Below are 16395 nucleotides of genomic sequence, written 5' to 3'. Positions count from 1 at the left end.
CTTTTATTTTACATCAAATGATTTTAAGTTGTCGCGACGGATTTTATCTTTTTCTGCATCTGATTTTTTGAAATCATAATCATATAAAGCGCCTTCCCAATCGCCATACATTGGATTCGGGAAAATAATGAATTTCTCACCAAATTGTGCTTTTGAATCTGCTACTGTTTGGTTACGATCTTTTACAGATTTTCCATCAAAACCTGTGAAATCAGATAAGTTATCACCGAAGAATAAGACAATATCATGGGTTTGAGAAACGAGTTCACGGCGTTTTTCTTTTCCTTTTTCTTTCGGATCTTGTAGTAATATATGTTCTTTCGTTGCTTGAGGAGCACCTACACGCTCAAGATTTTTAATTGTTGCATCTAGTTGATTCGTTTTACGATTTGAGATGTAGTAAATATCTACACCTTTAGACTCTGTATATTTTAAGAAATCAATTGCGCCTGGAAGGGCTTCAGCTTCAGCTTTGTTAATCCAATCATCCCATTTGTAAGGATAGCCTTTGCCTGTTTTTACGCTCATTGCCTGATGAGGACTGTTATCTAAAACAGTTTCGTCTAAATCAAGCACGATAGCAGGTTTTTTCTCTGTCCCTTTTGCAAGAATTGCATCAAGCTTTAATTGACCAATGTTGTACCCTTGGTAGTAAAGTGCTTTCGTTTCACCGGCTGTTTGATACCATAAATCAGCCATTAATTGTTGTTCTGTTAATTTTACTTTCTCTTCTTTCGCCACTGTTTTCTCTGGTGTTCCTGAACATGCTACAAGTGATGTAGATAGAACCGCTACAGATAATAAAGTGGTAATGCCCCTCTTCATCTTCATATGTATCCTCCTTGATGTTAGAAAATCATTTTATATTATATATTAAAATATAATATTTTTATATGAACATTTGCATATTGTCTTTTGTATATATAGTAGTATGTCCTATATTAGAAAGATGAGCAAAATAATAATAGTTGTTTTGACAAGTTTTATTGTCGTAATGACAATTATAATTGACAAAAAGAACTTTGTTATTTACAATTTTAACTAAATAGAACAAATGATGGATTCATGACGATGTTTACATATAAGAGGATGAAGCGTGGTGCTATATTTTGTCTTGAATAAACATAGTCTTTGAAAGAGAGTACGAATGATACTAAAGGGGAGGCTTTATACTTGAGTTTACAAATTCAAAACTTAACGAAACAATTTGGGGAATCAAAAGCAGTTAACGGTTTGCAAATTTCGTTACCAAAAGGTGAAGTACTAGGGTTACTTGGACGAAATGGTGCAGGGAAAACAACAACAATCAAAATGCTTCTCGGATTATTAACGCCTAATGAAGGTTCGATTACATGGGATGGAAAAGCATTTGGAAATAGTGGTGTAACAATTGGGTATTTACCAGAAGAAAGAGGTTTATATACAAAAAGTAGAGTAATAGATCAGCTGCGATATTTTGGTAGATTAGAAGGAATGTCGAAGAAAGAAGTGGATCACGCTATTGATCACTGGTTAGAGCGTTTAGCGATACCAGAATATAAATTTAAAACGGCTGGAGAGCTTTCAAAAGGGAATCAGCAAAAAATACAATTAATTGCTGCTCTTCTTCATAATCCGGAACTTCTCATTTTAGATGAACCATTCAGCGGCCTTGATCCAGTTAATGCTGGGATGCTAGCTAGTATTATTGAAGAACAAGTGCAGAGCGGAAAGACGATTATTTTATCAAGTCATCGTATGGAACAAGTAGAGGCTTTTTGCCAACATGTATGTATTTTGAAAAAAGGTGAAGCAGTCGTAAAAGGACAGCTAAGTGATATTAAGAAAGAATACGGTTTCCGTAATTTAACGATTGAAGATACAGTAGAGAATGAAAAGGGATTAGAAGCTATACATGTATCGTATGAAAAACAACAAGGCCTTCTTTATGTGAAAGTACAAGACGATGCGGAAGCTCTCAAGATTTTGCAACAGTTGCAAGAGCAAGGTGTTAGCTTACGACAATTCAAAATGTTAGAGCCGACGTTAAACGAAATCTTTGTAGAGAGGGCGAAATAACGATGCGTAAATTTTCTCACGTATTTTCATTTTATTTTAGGGAAGCGTTTTTATCTAAGAAATCATTAATTACGAGTGCGATTTTATTTTTAGTTGTGTTTGGGATTTTTGCATTTAATCATTTTACTTCAGGCGATGATAAAAATAAGGATAAAGATAAAATTGCAGTTGTAGTAGAGAGTTCCACATATAAAGTACAAAAAGATGAGCTAAATAAGCTATTGCCATCAGCAAAAATAACAATTGGTTCAAAGGATGATTTTGATAAACTGCATAAGCAAGTAGAAGAAGGCGATTTAGATGGTCTATTCCATGTGACGGAAAAGGGTGGGGCTCCATCGATTACATATATGTATAATGGATTTCCAAGCCAAGCAACTTCTGCAATTATGGCAGGATATTTAAAGCAACAATATACGATGGTGACGATTGCCAAAAATAATGTTTCACCAGAAATTGCACAGCAATTACAAACAGAAATTCAAGTAAAGCAAGAAGCGATAAAAGATCGTACATCTTCTTTCGGAATTGCCTATTTCTTTACATTTGCTTTATATATGTTTATTGTAGCGTTCGGAAATACAATCGCAATGAATATTGCATCTGAAAAGGCGTCACGTGTAATGGAAGTAATGCTTCCGAAAGTGAAGCCTCTTACGATGATGTATGCGAAAATTTTAGCGGTTGTTTCAACGGCGTTATTGCAACTTGTCATATTGGCGTGTGGTTATCTTATTCCATATTTGTTAGGCTGGGTCGATTTAGAAAGTGCCTCACTATTTGGTATTCCAATTGACTTTACGAAATTAGATGCAAAGGTTATCAGCATGTTTCTTGTTTATTTCATTACGGGATATTTACTTTATGCGATGATGTATGCTGCTGCTGGAGCTGTCGTGTCTAAGACGGAGGATTTACAAGCTGTATCTTTCCCGGTAATGATTTTAATTATGGCTGCATTCTTTATTAGTATTAAATCATTAAGTGATCCGAATAGTACTATCGTTGTTGTAAGTTCTTACGTTCCATTTTTTACACCGATGGTTACCTTCTCACGTATTGTAGCTGGTGAAGCAGGTATGCTAGAAATTACGATAACATTAGCAGTCTTATTGGCGACAATTGCGGTATTAAATGCTGTTACAAGCCGCATTTACGTAAACGGCGTAATGAATTACTCAGATAAAGTGAAATTTAAAGATTTAGCGAAATTTATAAAGCGTCAATAATGAGAGAAAAGCATGATTTCCTATTGAAATCATGCTTTTTCTTTATGTATAAATTAAAAATAGTATATAATAATAAGAGTCGTCTTTTAATAGAATGAATAAAAAGGAGGGTGTGCAGATGGGGATTAGTAGTCGTTTTACAGTAGGTGTTCATATGCTGACATTACTTGCGATAGATCGAAACTCTCGCTGTACCTCTGAATGGATTGCCGGTAGTGTGAATACAAATCCAGTTGTGATTCGTCGCATTACAGGAATGTTGAAGAGAGCAGGGCTTGTTGATGTACAAGCTGGTAAAGGTGGTACGACACTTGCTCGAGATTTAGAAGAAATTACATTACTTGATGTATATAAAGCAGTGGAAGTTGTAGAAGAAGGACAACTATTTTCCTTCCATGAAAATCCCAACATTGAATGTCCAGTAGGAGCTAATATTCAATCAGTATTAGAAATTATTTTAATGCAAGCGCAAGAAGCGATGGAAAACGTACTTGCAAATGTAACGGTAGATCAATTAGTTACAAATTTAAAGTCTAAAATGAAAGAATAAAAAAAGCGAGCTTCCTCATAATGAGGGCTCGCATTTTTTTATTCAGAAATATTGAAAATTCTATTTTTCAGTATTTAAAATGAATTTACCTACGATAGCTGCGAAGATACCACCAAGAATTGGTGCTACGATGAATACCCATAGTTGAGAAAGTGCTTCTCCACCAACAAATAAAGCTGGTGCGATACTACGAGCTGGGTTAACAGATGTTCCAGTTAACGGAATTCCTAATAAGTGAATTAAAACTAATGTGAAACCAATTACTAGTCCAGCTAAAGAAGAACTTCCTTTTTTACCTGTTACAGCAACGATAACTAAAATAAATACGAAAGTTAAAATGAACTCAACTAAAAATGCTCCAGATAAACCAAGAGTTCCGAAACCATTTTGTCCTAAATTATCTAAAGGTGTTTTAGCAGATTTTAAAATTGTTACTAACGTTGCAGTTCCTAATAAACCACCTAAAATTTGAGCTAATACATAATAACAAAGTTCCATAGCGTTCATTCGTTTGTTGATGAACATAGCTACTGATACTGCTGGGTTAATGTGACATCCAGAAATTGTTCCGATGCTATATGCCATAGCTACAATAGATAGACCGAAAGCCATAGCGATTCCTAATGTTCCAATTCCTTCAATTCCGCCGCCAGTGACAGCTACTCCAGTTCCGAATAATACAAGTACAAATGTACCAATAAATTCAGCGATTGCTTTTTTTAACATAATTTACCTCCTATTAATGCGCATGAAACGTATTATAACATAAGTTTTAGTATAAACAGCCAATGAAATACTATTCTGATAAGGCGAAATAGGGGGACAATAAAAAAGAGTATGGTTCATCTCTATAGAACCATACCCTTTTTTTATGCCGATTTTTTCTGTTTAACGACTGGAACAGAACGGTTTAAAATACTATTTGCAACCATTCCTAACATGATAATAATCATTCCGATGAGAGAAAGTCCTTCAGGGAGTGAACCATTTAAGAAAATGATTTCTCCAAGTACGGTAAAGACCATCGTTCCAGCTTGTGTTGCTTCAACAGCTCCAAGTAGAGCGAGGTTATCTTTTGCTAAGTCAGTAGCAAAGAAAAATGTCATCGTTGCAATAACGCCGGAACATAACGCTAACAAAAATCCTTGAAGCATTTGGTTGGATGTTGGAATGCCAGTAGTAGAAAATCCGTATATACCAAGCAAGATTGTTATAGGAAGACTTCCAATTGCCATTCCTAATACACGTTGGAACGTATCAAGGCGTCCACCAACAAGCTCCATCATTTTTCGGTTACCGAACGGATATAAGAAAGCGGCTAATACGACAGGTAAAAAACCTGAAATGAACTGAGTCATTGTAATATGGCCTGCGGCAGTTGCTTGCATACAAATTACACCAAGTAAAATAAATAATGCAACATATAAGCTACGAAGTGGAATTTTTCCGCGTACAAGTTTCGTACCTGATTTTGTTTCTATTTTCACGAAAAATAGTGGTGATAGTAGTAAACCAGCTAAAATCGTAACTTGCCAAGTTCCAGCAACGAGCCAAGCTGGAGAAAAGACAGCTGCGAAACTTAATAAAGAATAAAAACCAATACCGGCAACAGAACCCCATCCGATCCATGCCAATGGATGTTTTTTTAACTCTTCCCATAATTCCCTAAAGTTTTTGCGAAATAAAACGATAAGGAATAAAATAGGAAGAGCAAATAAAAAACGGAAGGAAGCTGTCCAAGCCCAGCTCGTTCCAGATACATTCATTGCTCTATTAATAATAAAGGTTGCAGAAAAAAAGCCGATGATAAAAGACCTAATAAAATTGCGCGCATGAAGTATAGCACTCCTTTCGAAAATAAATAATTATGTATAGTATGATATACTTTTAATTATTAAAAGTAAACTATTTTATACTTTGAGGTGGTTTTATATATGAAAGAAAATGAAGATATGCAAACGAAAGAAGTCATTCAACAAGTTGGACAGTTATTGAGACAAATTCGAAATGAACAGAAATTAAGTTTAGAAGAATTAGCCCATAAAACAGGAGTTAGTAAATTAACATTAGGAAAGATCGAAAGAGGAGAAACAAATCCGACACTAGCTGTCATTTGGAAAATAACGAAAGGGTTATCAATTCCTTTATCCAGATTAATGGTTGTTGGAGAACCTGTAGCTGTTGCACGCTGTGGAGAAGGATTTGCAGTAGATGAAGGACAAGCGTGGCATTTAGAAACGATGTTCCGTTATACGAAAGAAACAGGGATGGAAATGCACCGTGCTTGTTTACGATCAAATAGTATATATGAGCCAGAAGCTCATCATGAAGGTGCGATTGAGCTTGTAACGGTAATGAAAGGGAAAGTGTCTATTCAAGTGGAGAATGATGTATACGAATTAAATGAGTTTGATTCCATTCAATTTGAAGCGAATAAGAAGCATATTTATAAAAATGAAGAAGAAGAAGTGGCGGTATTACATTTAACGATGAAATATTCTTCATGAAAAAATCACCTATAGGATTCTATAGGTGATTTGCTCTTCTTAAGTATGTGAAATAATGCCGTTAGTACGAACGTGGCATAAGTAATAAACAAATGAAATAAACTAAAAATCCTGTCCCAAAACATAAAACAGCAATAACCCAAATGATACGAATAAGAGTAGAGCTAATATCAAAATATTCTCCTAAACCACCACATATACCAAATAGCATTTTATCAGTTTCGGATTTACATAACTTTTTTGACATATTCCAATCAACTCCTTTTTATATCAAACTGCATACTTTTATTCTATATGGAAATTTATGAGAAGACTATGGGGTTGTATTACATTTTTTTGTGAGAAGTGATCGTATTAATTGTCTTAATTTTCAGTGGATATTAAACTTGTAGTTATGAGGTGATTTTTAATAAAGGGTGGGGAAATAGAGATGACAGTATATTGGTTGACTAACGTAATGCTTGAATCAGGATATACATATGAAGAAGAGAGAATTTCACAAACAGAAACAGAATTATGCAGTTTACTTATTGAAGATGGTCGAATTAAAAAAATTATAAAAGGGATTGTTCAAGAGGAAGATATAGTAACTTTTGATGCTAAGAACTTATTAATGTTGCCAGCTTTCAAAGAGATGCACATTCACATTGATAAAACATATTATAGTGGCCCATGGAAAGCTTGTATGCCAGCAGAAAGTATTTTTACACGTTTTAATGAAGAAGAAAAAATTTTACCAAAGCAATTAGCGACTGCCCAAAATAGAGCGGAAAATATGCTAGAGTTACTACTGCAAAATGGTGCAACGAATATTAGAACGCATTGTAATGTTGATCCAATTATTGGGCTTGGTAATTTGGAGGCGACGTTAGCGGCATTAGAAACATATAAAAATCGAGTATCTAGTAGAATTGTTGCGTTTCCGCAACATGGATTATTGCGCAGTAATTCTGTGCAACTCGTGAAAGATGCGATGCGTATGGGTGCTCATCTAGTCGGAGGAGTAGATCCAGCTACAGTGGATAATGACATTGAAAAGTCATTACATACAATTATGGATATCGCAGTCGAATTTAATGCGGATGTTGATATTCATTTGCACGATGCGAATAATCTTGGAACGTTTACGATGAAGAGATTGGCAAGTTTAACAGAAGAAGCAGGATGGCAAGGCCGTGTAACGATTGGTCATGCACTTGGACTTGGTGGTGTTACTGATAAAGAGGCTGAAGAAGTGGCAGAAAGACTCGCAAATGTAAATATTGATATTACTTCAACAGTGCCAATTGGTAAACAAGTAATCCCAATTCCGTTATTAGATAAAAAAGGTGTTAAGGTTTCATTAGGCAATGATAGCATTACAGATCATTGGTCACCGTTTGGAACAGGTGATATGCTTCAAAAGGCGAATCGATTAGCAGAGCGTTTTGGGTGGAGTGACGAAAGGTCTTTAGGAAAAGCACTCCGCTTTATTACAGGAGGAAAAGAAACGTTAAATAAGGAAGGGAAACGAGTATGGCCGAATGTAGGGGATGAAGCGAGCTTTGTTTTGACGAATGCGACATGCGCTGCTGAAGCAGTAGCACGTCAAACAGAAAAACGTTTAGTCGTGTATAAAGGAAATATTGTTGTTGGAAGTTTAAATGAGGTGGAATTAAATAATCTTGTGTAGAAGAATCGTTTAAATATTTTGAGGAGGGTTCTAATGGTGAGTATAGAACTCTTCTTTTTTATTCTTACAATATATTTTTATAGGAAAGCTAGAAGGGATGAAAAAATTGGACAATCAACATAACCAAAATCATATTATGGGAACTTTACAATGGTTTATATTTTTATTAGCAAATTCAATCGCACTACCAATTGTCGTTGGCGGATTATTTCATCTTACGACGGAAGAAATATTTTATTTAATGCAGCGTACGTTTTTTGTAGTTGGTATATCTTCTTTTTTACAAGGATGGCTTGGGCATAGACTGCCAATTGCGGATGGGCCGGCTGGATCTTGGGTTGGTGTATTTACCGTACTTGCTTATGCAACGGCCGGACAAGATCAATTACATAGTACACTGCAAATTTTAGAATTAGGAATGATAATCTCCGGTGTTATTCTAATAGGATTAGGAGTAACTGGTTTTATAGGACGTATTTTATTTTTATTTACGCCGCTTGTGACAGGGACGTTTTTACTTTTATTATGTTTACAATTAAGTGGTGTATTTTTAAAAGGAATGTTAGGAATTACAGCTACTATTTCTCAAATCGACGGATTTACAGCAATGATCGCGTTTAGTATATTTCTGTTCGTTATTATACTATCTAATTTTGGAAAAGGCTTTGTCAAAAGTTATGCAGTTTTAATAGGATTAATTAGTGGGTGGGTTATTTTTCTCATTGCAGGAAAAGTGACAATCCCATCTCAAGTAACTCATTTTGTGCAACTTCCACATATATTTGCTTGGGGACTTCCAAAATGGAATACAGGTATGGCTGTATCAAGTTTTGTTATGGTATGTATTTTAGTTTCGAATACGGTGGCAGCTATTATAGCAATTAATCAAGCAACTATTCATAAAGCGACTATTGAACAAAAACAGTTGAAAGATGGAACATGGGTTGGAGGGATTTCGCATATCATCTCTTCTGTATTTTCAACTGTAGGTGTCGTTCCGTTACCAGCAACGGCAGGATTTATACGTTTAACAAAACAAAAGTATATACGATCGTTCTTAATGGCATGTGCGTTACTAGTCGTAATGTCTCTTTTTCCAAGTATTATTCGTTACTTAGCATCTTTACCATCAGCTGTCGCATCGGCTGTTTTAATGGCTTCGTTCGTACAGTTAATTGGAATTGGATTTAATAATATAAAACAAGTGCCGATGAGTGAAAGGAATGTGACGATTTTAGGCGTTGCAGTATTATTTGGCAGCGGCGTTATGTTTTTACCGTCTGGAGCACTCCAATCCTTGCCGTCTGTTATGCAATATATATTCGGTAATGGTTTATTCGTAGGTACGGTTGTAAGTATATTGCTAGAACAAATATGGCGCGTTGGAAAGTAAGTGGATAAAAAGAGTGTACGCACTGTATAAAAGTCTAAAATAACATAGGAAATAAAGCCCATTTTCATTCACCACCTGCACATTTCGTTCATACAATATCTTGACTAAATAAACACCCAACTTACACATACACAGCTCTGGCTTAAGCAAGGAGGGTTATACCAGTTGAAGGAAAAAGCGTATCAATCTAAACCTTTACTCACAAAGAGAGAGAGAGAAGTATTTGAATTGCTGGTTCAAGATAAAACAACGAAGGAAATTGCAGGTGAACTTTTTATAAGTGAAAAGACAGTTCGCAACCACATCTCAAACGCAATGCAAAAGCTAGGGGTTAAAGGACGTTCACAAGCAGTTGTGGAGCTTCTTCGTATGGGAGAGCTCGAATTATAAGAAAGCAGCCGACTTTTATATAAAAGTCGGCTATTTTTTTGTTTGCTTCACTTGCTATATGAATGATAAAAACGTTTCATACATAAATAGGTAATAAGGAGGGGATATGTTGAAAAGGATACTGTTAGTTTCAACAAGTGCTCATGATATGAATGGACACCCGACTGGTTTGTGGCTTGAAGAGCTCGCAGCTCCTTATCATGTATTAAAAAAGGCTAAGTTTGATGTTGATATTGTGTCAATAAAAGGCGGGAGAGTACCTATAGATAGAGTGTCTATTCCGAATGGTATACCTCGCGAATTCAAGCATGTAGCTTCTTTATTGCAAAATACGAGGCCGATTTCAAATGTTCATTTTTCGGATTATGATGCGGTTTTATTTGGTGGTGGGCACGGGGCGATTGTAGATTTTCCAGGTAATCCATATGTAGCAAATTTGATTGAGAATATGTATAACAATAACCGGATTGTAGCGGCTGTTTGTCACGGAGTAAGCTCTTTAGTCGGTGTGAAAAATAAGGATGGCTCGTTTTTTGTTGCGGGTAAGCGTATAACAGGTTATACAAACGATGAAGAAAGAGCTGTACATTTAGAAAAGCGCGTTCCGTTTTTGCTAGAAAGTAAGTTGAAAGAAGAAGGAGCTTTGTTTTATGTAGCCCCCAATTTTACGCCGCATGTAGTAGTAGATGGTCATTTAATTACAGGACAAAATCCACAGTCTAGCGTGGAAATAGGTAAGGCTATAAAAAGGGCTGTAAATAAATTATAGAAAAAGTACCCGCTACTAACAAAGGTAGTGGGTATTTTTATCCCTCTATTTTCCAGGTAGTAGGACCGCGATTGGTGAGGGCTAATAATCAGTGGGGGATGAACAAAACTCCCACTGATTAAAGTTTCACTTTATTCTAAAATTCCCGCCTCAAAATTGGTTTGTAACCGTCCAGTTGGTAATAATTGATTATAGTTTTTTATGTATAGTATATGAAAATGTAATAAACTAAAAAGGCATAATGAGTATAATAACTTCATTTATAATCATTCGTGAATTTGCTATACTATTTTGTATGGACAAAAGGGGAGGCTCTTTTAAATGAGAAAAGTCGCATGTGCAAATACTTATATTAATAAAATAAAGCCCATTATTAGAAAGACAAGTTTTAGCCAATTGAAAATAGATGAAATTGCGAAATATATGGATATTAGTAAAGCTACTTTATATAAACGTTTTTCTTCGAAAGATGAAATTATTGAGGTGGTAGTAGAGGATTTCATGAACTATCTACTCGAAGGTGATGCGGATAATCAAGATGAAAGTATGTCATTTACAGAACGTTTCCAAAAGACGTTTATCCATTCTTTAAAATGTGTGACATATATTTCGGATGTTTTTTTGCAAGATTTGAAAGAAGCATATCCGCATTTGTCGGATCAATTAGTCGCTGCCCAACAAAATCGTAATCATAATTTGCAAATGTTTTTTGAAGCGGGTATGGAACAAGGTTATTTTAATAAAATGAATGCACAATTATTTATGGTACAAGATGATGTGATGTTAAGACGTATTATAGATCATTCTTTTTGTATTCAGTACGATATTACGTTAAAGAAAGCGATACTTGATTTTTATCAATTAAAGAAGTATCAACTTTTTAAACCAGAGTATATAGAAGCAATTGATGATTCTGAAATTGAAAAAGAAGTTATTGCTATTTTGCAAATGATTTCGTAAAAAAGCAGATCTCCCTTAATAGAGGAGAATCTGCTTTTTTAGTACATATTATTTTTGCAACTGTTTTAATACTAATTCGGCTACTGGATCACCTGAAGCTGGGTTTTGACCAGTGATAACACGATTATCTTCTAGAGCATAAGCTTCCCACGGTTGCGCGGCTTTTTCGTAAAGTCCTCCATTTTTAATGAGTTCATCTTCTGTTAAAAATGGAACGAATTGATCTAATTCAGCTAATTTTTCTTCTTCATTTGAAAAGCCTGTTACCTTCTTACCGCTAATTAAACGATCCCCATTGCTTAATGTAATATGAAATAAACCAGCAGCTCCATGACAAACGGAAGAAACAATTCCGCCGTTTTCATAAATATTGCGGCTAATATTTTGAAGTTCTTTATTTTCTGGGAAGTCCCAAATAACCCCGTGGCCACCTGCGTAATAAATAACAGCGTAGTCTTCTGGATTCACTTCACTTGGTTTCATTGTAGAACCGAGGCGATTCATAAACTCTTTCTTTTGATACCATTCCCAATCGATGCTCTCCGCCATTGCTAAACTATGTGGATCAATTGGTGTATAACCGCCTTGTGGACTGACGTAATCAACTTCGTAACCCGCTTCTTCTACTTTTTTTACGAAATGTACAGCTTCACCAAGCCAAAGTCCGGTAGCCCTATTTAAATTTGGATATTTTTCTACGCTTGTTAATACAACTAACATTTTTCTCTTCATCATAATCCTCCTATAATGTCTCTTCTATATAAAAGTTCTGTATGCGTTTCATTTTATTAAGTTAAAAAATGTAAATTTGAATAATCATGCCAGTCCTCCTTATATCGGCTTCGAAATTAGTGTATAATAACTTTTGGACAAAATAAACTAAAAAGGCTTAATTAGTTTACTTTGTATATTTTTTCGTTGACAAACTGTAATGCTGAAACTATGATAGTTCCATGAATATCGAACAACATACGTGTTTCGTTTCGAATTCAATTTACCCCGCATTAACGGGCAGTAAGACCCCATCTCAAAATTCAGCGGAAGCAAAGAAGTTAGGTGGGGGTTGGGCTGCCCGTAAAAGCCCGATTGGTGAGGGCTAATAATCAGTGGGGGATGAACACAAACCTCACTGATTAAAGTTTCACTTTATCGCGCGATAAATTAGCAACTTTTACACATTTAATGAAGTTGTTTAGTGGTGTTACAACATTTAAATAACTTCATTTTTTTATCTATAGTTTGACAGTTTTAAAATTGCAATCAGGAGAGTGTTACACATGGGGAAAGATATAAGAAACCATTCGAAATGGTTTGTTTTTACATTATGTTTTATTGTTTTGTTAGGACCGATGAACGCTGTGTTATTTAATGTAGCGCTAGAGGATATTGCCAATGATTTATCAATTAGTCAATCGAAAGTAAGCTGGGTTGTAGTAGGGTATTCCTTAGTTGTCGGTATTGGTTCGATAATATATGGAAAGCTGGCTGATCGTTACAGTGTAAAAAGACTATTAATTATTTCTATTATCATATTTGTAGCTGGTTCTATTGTTGGATTTGTGAATCAATCTTATGAAATTATCATTTTCGCAAGGTTAGTGCAGGCGAGCGGCGGAGCAGCGTTTATTGCGCTTAGTATGATTGCGGTGGCGAAATTAGTTGCTCCAGCTAAAAAACCAGGTGCGTTAGCAATGATTAGTTCTTCTATTGCATTAGCGGTTGGTATTGGACCTTTAGTAGGTGGGGCAATTACAAATACGTTAGGGTGGCCGTATTTATTTTTATTTATGGTTATTTCAATGATTGGTATTTTCTTACTCGTAAAATTTATGCCAGAAGAGGCGCGACATACAGATGAAGTGTTTCGCTTTGATTTCATTGGAGCAGTTTTATTATTTGTATTGATTACGACCATTTTATTAGGAGTTAATATTAATAGTTGGCTTTTTGTGTTATCTGTTGTTTTTCTATTTTTATTTAAGGCTCATATGAAGAGAACGGAGTCGCCGTTTATTGATATTGAGTTATTTACAAATAAACCATTACTTCGTTTAATAGCGGTCGGATTTATCATTAATGTGGCGTTATGTGCTAGTTTATTATTATTACCATTACTGTTAGGAAGAGGACATGGATTGTCTCCATTCGTTATTGGAATTGTATTGTTTATTGCATCTCTCTTTGGTATTGTATCTAGTTTTATTACCGGAAAGATTATTCCTTCGTTTGGGAATGTGAAGATGATGTATGTAGCTTCTGTAGTTATGATCATTGGCTTTTTAATTTTAGGGATTATTCCGGACGGGAACTTACTCTTTATTTTATTTGCGGTTATTTTAACATTTATGAGTTATTCGGCAATTCAAGTATCATTAAACACATTTATCCCGAAAACATTAAATCCAGCTAAAGTTGGAGTCGGTCTTGGTTTATATAATTTAATTAACTTTTTCGGTATGGCATTTGGACCAGCTGTAGCGAGCAAAATTATGGAATCTACAAATAGTTATCGATTGAATTTTATTTTGATCGTCATTTTAATTGTTGCTCATTTCTTCTTATTAATGGGAATGTCTTCTTTTCAAAAAAAGATGGAGCAATGAATATGCACTTTATATAGAAGAAACCGACTTTCTTATAGAAGGTCGGTTATTTTTCTATCTTGCAAATTACGAAAAAAAGGAGCAAAATAAAAAAGGTCCTAGTCTATACATGGGAAAATGAAAATTTTCATACAGAAGCATTTGAAGTGAGCGAACTTAAAGTGTGTAAAATATAATGATAAACATAAAAGATGATGAATGAGAAAACGGGTGATGAAGTTGAATAGAGCAATCGGTGTTATCGATTCAGGAGTTGGCGGTTTAACAGTAGCGAAGGAATTAATTCGTCAGTTGCCGAAAGAGCGTATCATATATTTAGGAGATACAGCACGTTGTCCTTATGGTCCACGTTCTCGAGAAGAAGTACGTCAATTTACGTGGGAAATGACAGAGCATTTACTAGATTTAAATATTAAAATGTTAGTTATTGCGTGTAATACAGCAACTGCAGTTGTATTAGAAGAGATGCAAAAACAATTACCAATTCCAGTAGTAGGAGTTATTCACCCAGGATCACGTACAGCTTTAAAAGTGACAAACACGTATCACGTTGGGATTATTGGAACGATTGGAACGGTGAAAAGTGGTGCATACGAAGAGGCGTTAAAGTCTATTAATAACCGTGTTATGGTAGAAAGTTTAGCTTGTCCACCTTTCGTTGAACTTGTAGAGAGTGGGAATTTCGAAAGTGAAATGGCGTATGAAGTTGTAAGAGAAACGTTGCAACCACTGAAAAGTACCGATATTGATACACTTATATTAGGGTGTACACATTATCCGATTTTAGGACCTGTTATTAAAAAAGTAATGGGAGATAAAGTGCAACTAATTAGTTCTGGTGATGAAACAGCACGTGAAGTAAGTACAATCTTATATCATAGTAAAATGTTGAATGAAGGAGAAGAACAAAGCGATCATCTCTTCTTAACAACAGGAAAAATAGGCTTGTTTAAAGAAATTGCATCAAAATGGTTCGGTCAACCGATTGAAAATGTGAAGCATATTCATTTAGAAAAAGAATAATAGTAGAATTTATATAAGTGAGCTCCTGAGAAATCAGGAGTTTTTGTTTTATCTTGCTATTTGCTGGGGAGTAAGACCCCTGTTGATTAAAGTTTCAATTTATAAGAGGCGCAGCTTGTTCTAAAACGTGAAACAGCTCGTATACATAATAGTACAAACTTAGATTTTAGGGGGGAATGGCATGCCTAAATCCACTTTTAAATGGGTTGTTGGTGCTACTGTGAGTGCTGTTTTACTAACAGGGTGTGGCTTTATAAATCAAGAGAAAGCAACTGAACAAATTGATCCGCCAAAACAAGTTACGTATACAGAGGGTGGGAAGAAAGAAGTAGCTAAAAAAGATAAGCAAGGGCAAATGGTAAATAGAGAACTATACCTTGTTGATAAAAATGGTTATGTTGTACCACAAACGTTAGCTATACCTACTCCGAAAGCAAATGAGACTGTGAAGCAAACGTTAGAATACCTTGTGAAAGATGGACCGGTAACGAATTTATTACCGAATGGGTTTCGTGCAGTCATTCCGGCGAATACAACGATGACCTTAGATTTGAAAAAGGACGGAACGGCAGTTATTGATTTCTCTAAAGAAATGAAAAACTATGCGAAAGAAGAAGAGCGTCAAATCGTTGAATCTATAGCTTGGACGTTGACGCAATTTACAGAGATAAAACAAGTGCAGTTCCAAATAAATGGTGAGAAATTGGCAAAGATGCCGGTTGGTGGTACACCGCTTGGTGAAGGAGTGAGCCGTGCAAATGGTATTAACTTCGATGATGAACAAGTAGCAGATGTAACAAATACAAAACCAGTTACACTGTATTTTATGGCGCAAAATAATAATAAACAGCAATACTACGTACCAGTCACACGCCGCGTTGCGGAAGGTAAAGAAAATGACTATGCAACAATTATAGATGAACTTGTAAAAGGTCCGATCCATCAATCGCTCCTGAATGATTTTAATCCAGGCGTTAAGCTTATTACGAATCCGAAATTACAAGACGGAAATCTTACATTAAACTTTAATGAAAATATATTTGTAAACCCAGATAAAAATATGATCTCAAATTACGTATTGAAGTCGTTAGTTTTATCTTTAACAGAAAAGAAAGGTGTGAAAAATATTTCTATTGAAGTGAATGGAAAAGCAAATCTTATAGATGAAAAGGGCGGAAAGTTAATAAAACCTGTAGATCGTCCAGAAAACGTGAATACAGGTAGTTTTTAATCGTCAATAA

16 protein-coding genes and 1 pseudogene are annotated in these 16395 nt (G+C 35.2%); 12 read left to right on the top strand and 5 right to left on the bottom strand.

From position 1 onward, the window contains the following. Positions 1 to 3 precede the first annotated feature (3 nt). A complete protein-coding gene (locus NST90_RS21300; RefSeq protein WP_000782767.1) occupies positions 4 to 831 on the bottom strand; it encodes a 5'-nucleotidase, lipoprotein e(P4) family in 828 nt (275 codons plus the stop codon). 342 nt (positions 832 to 1173) lie between these two features. Here NST90_RS21300 and NST90_RS21295 point away from each other — a divergent pair, with 342 nt between their 5' ends. The 3 genes from NST90_RS21295 to NST90_RS21285 all read left to right on the top strand — a co-directional run bounded on the left by NST90_RS21295 (position 1174) and on the right by NST90_RS21285 (position 3837). Beyond that, entirely contained in the window at positions 1174 to 2058 is an 885-nt protein-coding gene (locus NST90_RS21295; RefSeq protein WP_000058117.1) for an ATP-binding cassette domain-containing protein, read from the top strand. 2 nt (positions 2059 to 2060) lie between these two features. After that, a complete protein-coding gene (locus tag NST90_RS21290; RefSeq protein WP_001224980.1) occupies positions 2061 to 3287 on the top strand; it encodes an ABC transporter permease in 1227 nt (408 codons plus the stop codon). A 118-nt stretch (positions 3288 to 3405) separates the two neighbouring features. Then, positions 3406 to 3837, top strand: a complete 432-nt coding sequence (locus tag NST90_RS21285) for an Rrf2 family transcriptional regulator (protein ID WP_000512998.1) — start codon at positions 3406 to 3408, stop codon at positions 3835 to 3837. 60 nt (positions 3838 to 3897) lie between these two features. On the opposite strand, the gene NST90_RS21280 is transcribed toward NST90_RS21285, so the two are convergent. After that, on the bottom strand, positions 3898 to 4563 hold the full coding sequence (locus NST90_RS21280; RefSeq protein WP_000913213.1) for an aquaporin: 666 nt from the start codon (positions 4561 to 4563) through the stop codon (positions 3898 to 3900). A 143-nt stretch (positions 4564 to 4706) separates the two neighbouring features. Then, positions 4707 to 5671, bottom strand: a pseudogene (locus NST90_RS21275) (multidrug resistance efflux transporter family protein). 100 nt (positions 5672 to 5771) lie between these two features. Between NST90_RS21275 and NST90_RS21270 the strand changes: the two are divergent. Beyond that, positions 5772 to 6344, top strand: a complete 573-nt coding sequence (locus NST90_RS21270; protein WP_000661924.1) for an XRE family transcriptional regulator — start codon at positions 5772 to 5774, stop codon at positions 6342 to 6344. A gap of 61 nt (positions 6345 to 6405) precedes the next feature. Here the strand turns inward: NST90_RS21270 and NST90_RS21265 are convergent, their stop codons facing one another. Then, entirely contained in the window at positions 6406 to 6591 is a 186-nt protein-coding gene (locus tag NST90_RS21265) for a PspC domain-containing protein (RefSeq protein WP_000038411.1), read from the bottom strand. A 183-nt stretch (positions 6592 to 6774) separates the two neighbouring features. Between NST90_RS21265 and NST90_RS21260 the strand changes: the two genes are divergently transcribed. The 5 genes from NST90_RS21260 to NST90_RS21240 all read left to right on the top strand — a co-directional run bounded on the left by NST90_RS21260 (position 6775) and on the right by NST90_RS21240 (position 11528). Next, positions 6775 to 8016 (top strand): amidohydrolase family protein, encoded by a 1242-nt coding sequence (locus NST90_RS21260; RefSeq protein WP_046393013.1) that lies wholly within the window; start codon positions 6775 to 6777, stop codon positions 8014 to 8016. Positions 8017 to 8113: 97 nt separating this feature from the next. Further along, the gene (locus NST90_RS21255) at positions 8114 to 9409 is read left to right on the top strand and encodes a purine/pyrimidine permease (RefSeq protein WP_046393012.1); all 1296 of its coding nucleotides are present in this window, start codon (positions 8114 to 8116) and stop codon (positions 9407 to 9409) included. 165 nt (positions 9410 to 9574) lie between these two features. Then, positions 9575 to 9799, top strand: coding sequence for a spore germination transcription factor GerE (gene gerE / locus NST90_RS21250; protein WP_000659484.1), 225 nt, complete (start codon positions 9575 to 9577; stop codon positions 9797 to 9799). 106 nt (positions 9800 to 9905) lie between these two features. Next, positions 9906 to 10568: a type 1 glutamine amidotransferase domain-containing protein gene (locus tag NST90_RS21245; protein ID WP_000919610.1), complete on the top strand. Its 663-nt coding sequence runs from the start codon at positions 9906 to 9908 to the stop codon at positions 10566 to 10568. Between the two features lie 321 nt (positions 10569 to 10889). Further along, a complete protein-coding gene (locus tag NST90_RS21240) occupies positions 10890 to 11528 on the top strand; it encodes a TetR/AcrR family transcriptional regulator (protein ID WP_001233008.1) in 639 nt (212 codons plus the stop codon). Between the two features lie 48 nt (positions 11529 to 11576). Here NST90_RS21240 and NST90_RS21235 read toward each other — a convergent pair whose 3' ends face one another. Next, positions 11577 to 12260: a type 1 glutamine amidotransferase domain-containing protein gene (locus tag NST90_RS21235; RefSeq protein ID WP_046393011.1), complete on the bottom strand. Its 684-nt coding sequence runs from the start codon at positions 12258 to 12260 to the stop codon at positions 11577 to 11579. Between the two features lie 545 nt (positions 12261 to 12805). Here NST90_RS21235 and NST90_RS21230 point away from each other — a divergent pair. The 3 genes from NST90_RS21230 (at position 12806) to gerM (ending at position 16385) form a co-directional block, all read left to right on the top strand. Beyond that, on the top strand, positions 12806 to 14131 hold the full coding sequence (locus NST90_RS21230; RefSeq protein WP_000513858.1) for an MFS transporter: 1326 nt from the start codon (positions 12806 to 12808) through the stop codon (positions 14129 to 14131). Positions 14132 to 14344: 213 nt separating this feature from the next. Next, positions 14345 to 15154: a glutamate racemase gene (racE, locus tag NST90_RS21225; RefSeq protein ID WP_000774005.1), complete on the top strand. Its 810-nt coding sequence runs from the start codon at positions 14345 to 14347 to the stop codon at positions 15152 to 15154. Positions 15155 to 15335: 181 nt separating this feature from the next. Further along, positions 15336 to 16385, top strand: coding sequence for a spore germination protein GerM (gene gerM, locus NST90_RS21220; RefSeq protein WP_001126748.1), 1050 nt, complete (start codon positions 15336 to 15338; stop codon positions 16383 to 16385). The last annotated feature ends 10 nt before the right edge of the window (positions 16386 to 16395 follow it).

Origin of the sequence: Bacillus sp. FSL E2-8900 (assembly GCF_037966225.1) — a bacterium.
GTDB lineage: Bacteria > Bacillota > Bacilli > Bacillales > Bacillaceae_G > Bacillus_A > Bacillus_A cereus.
This window is presented reverse-complemented; position numbering and strand designations above follow the sequence as displayed.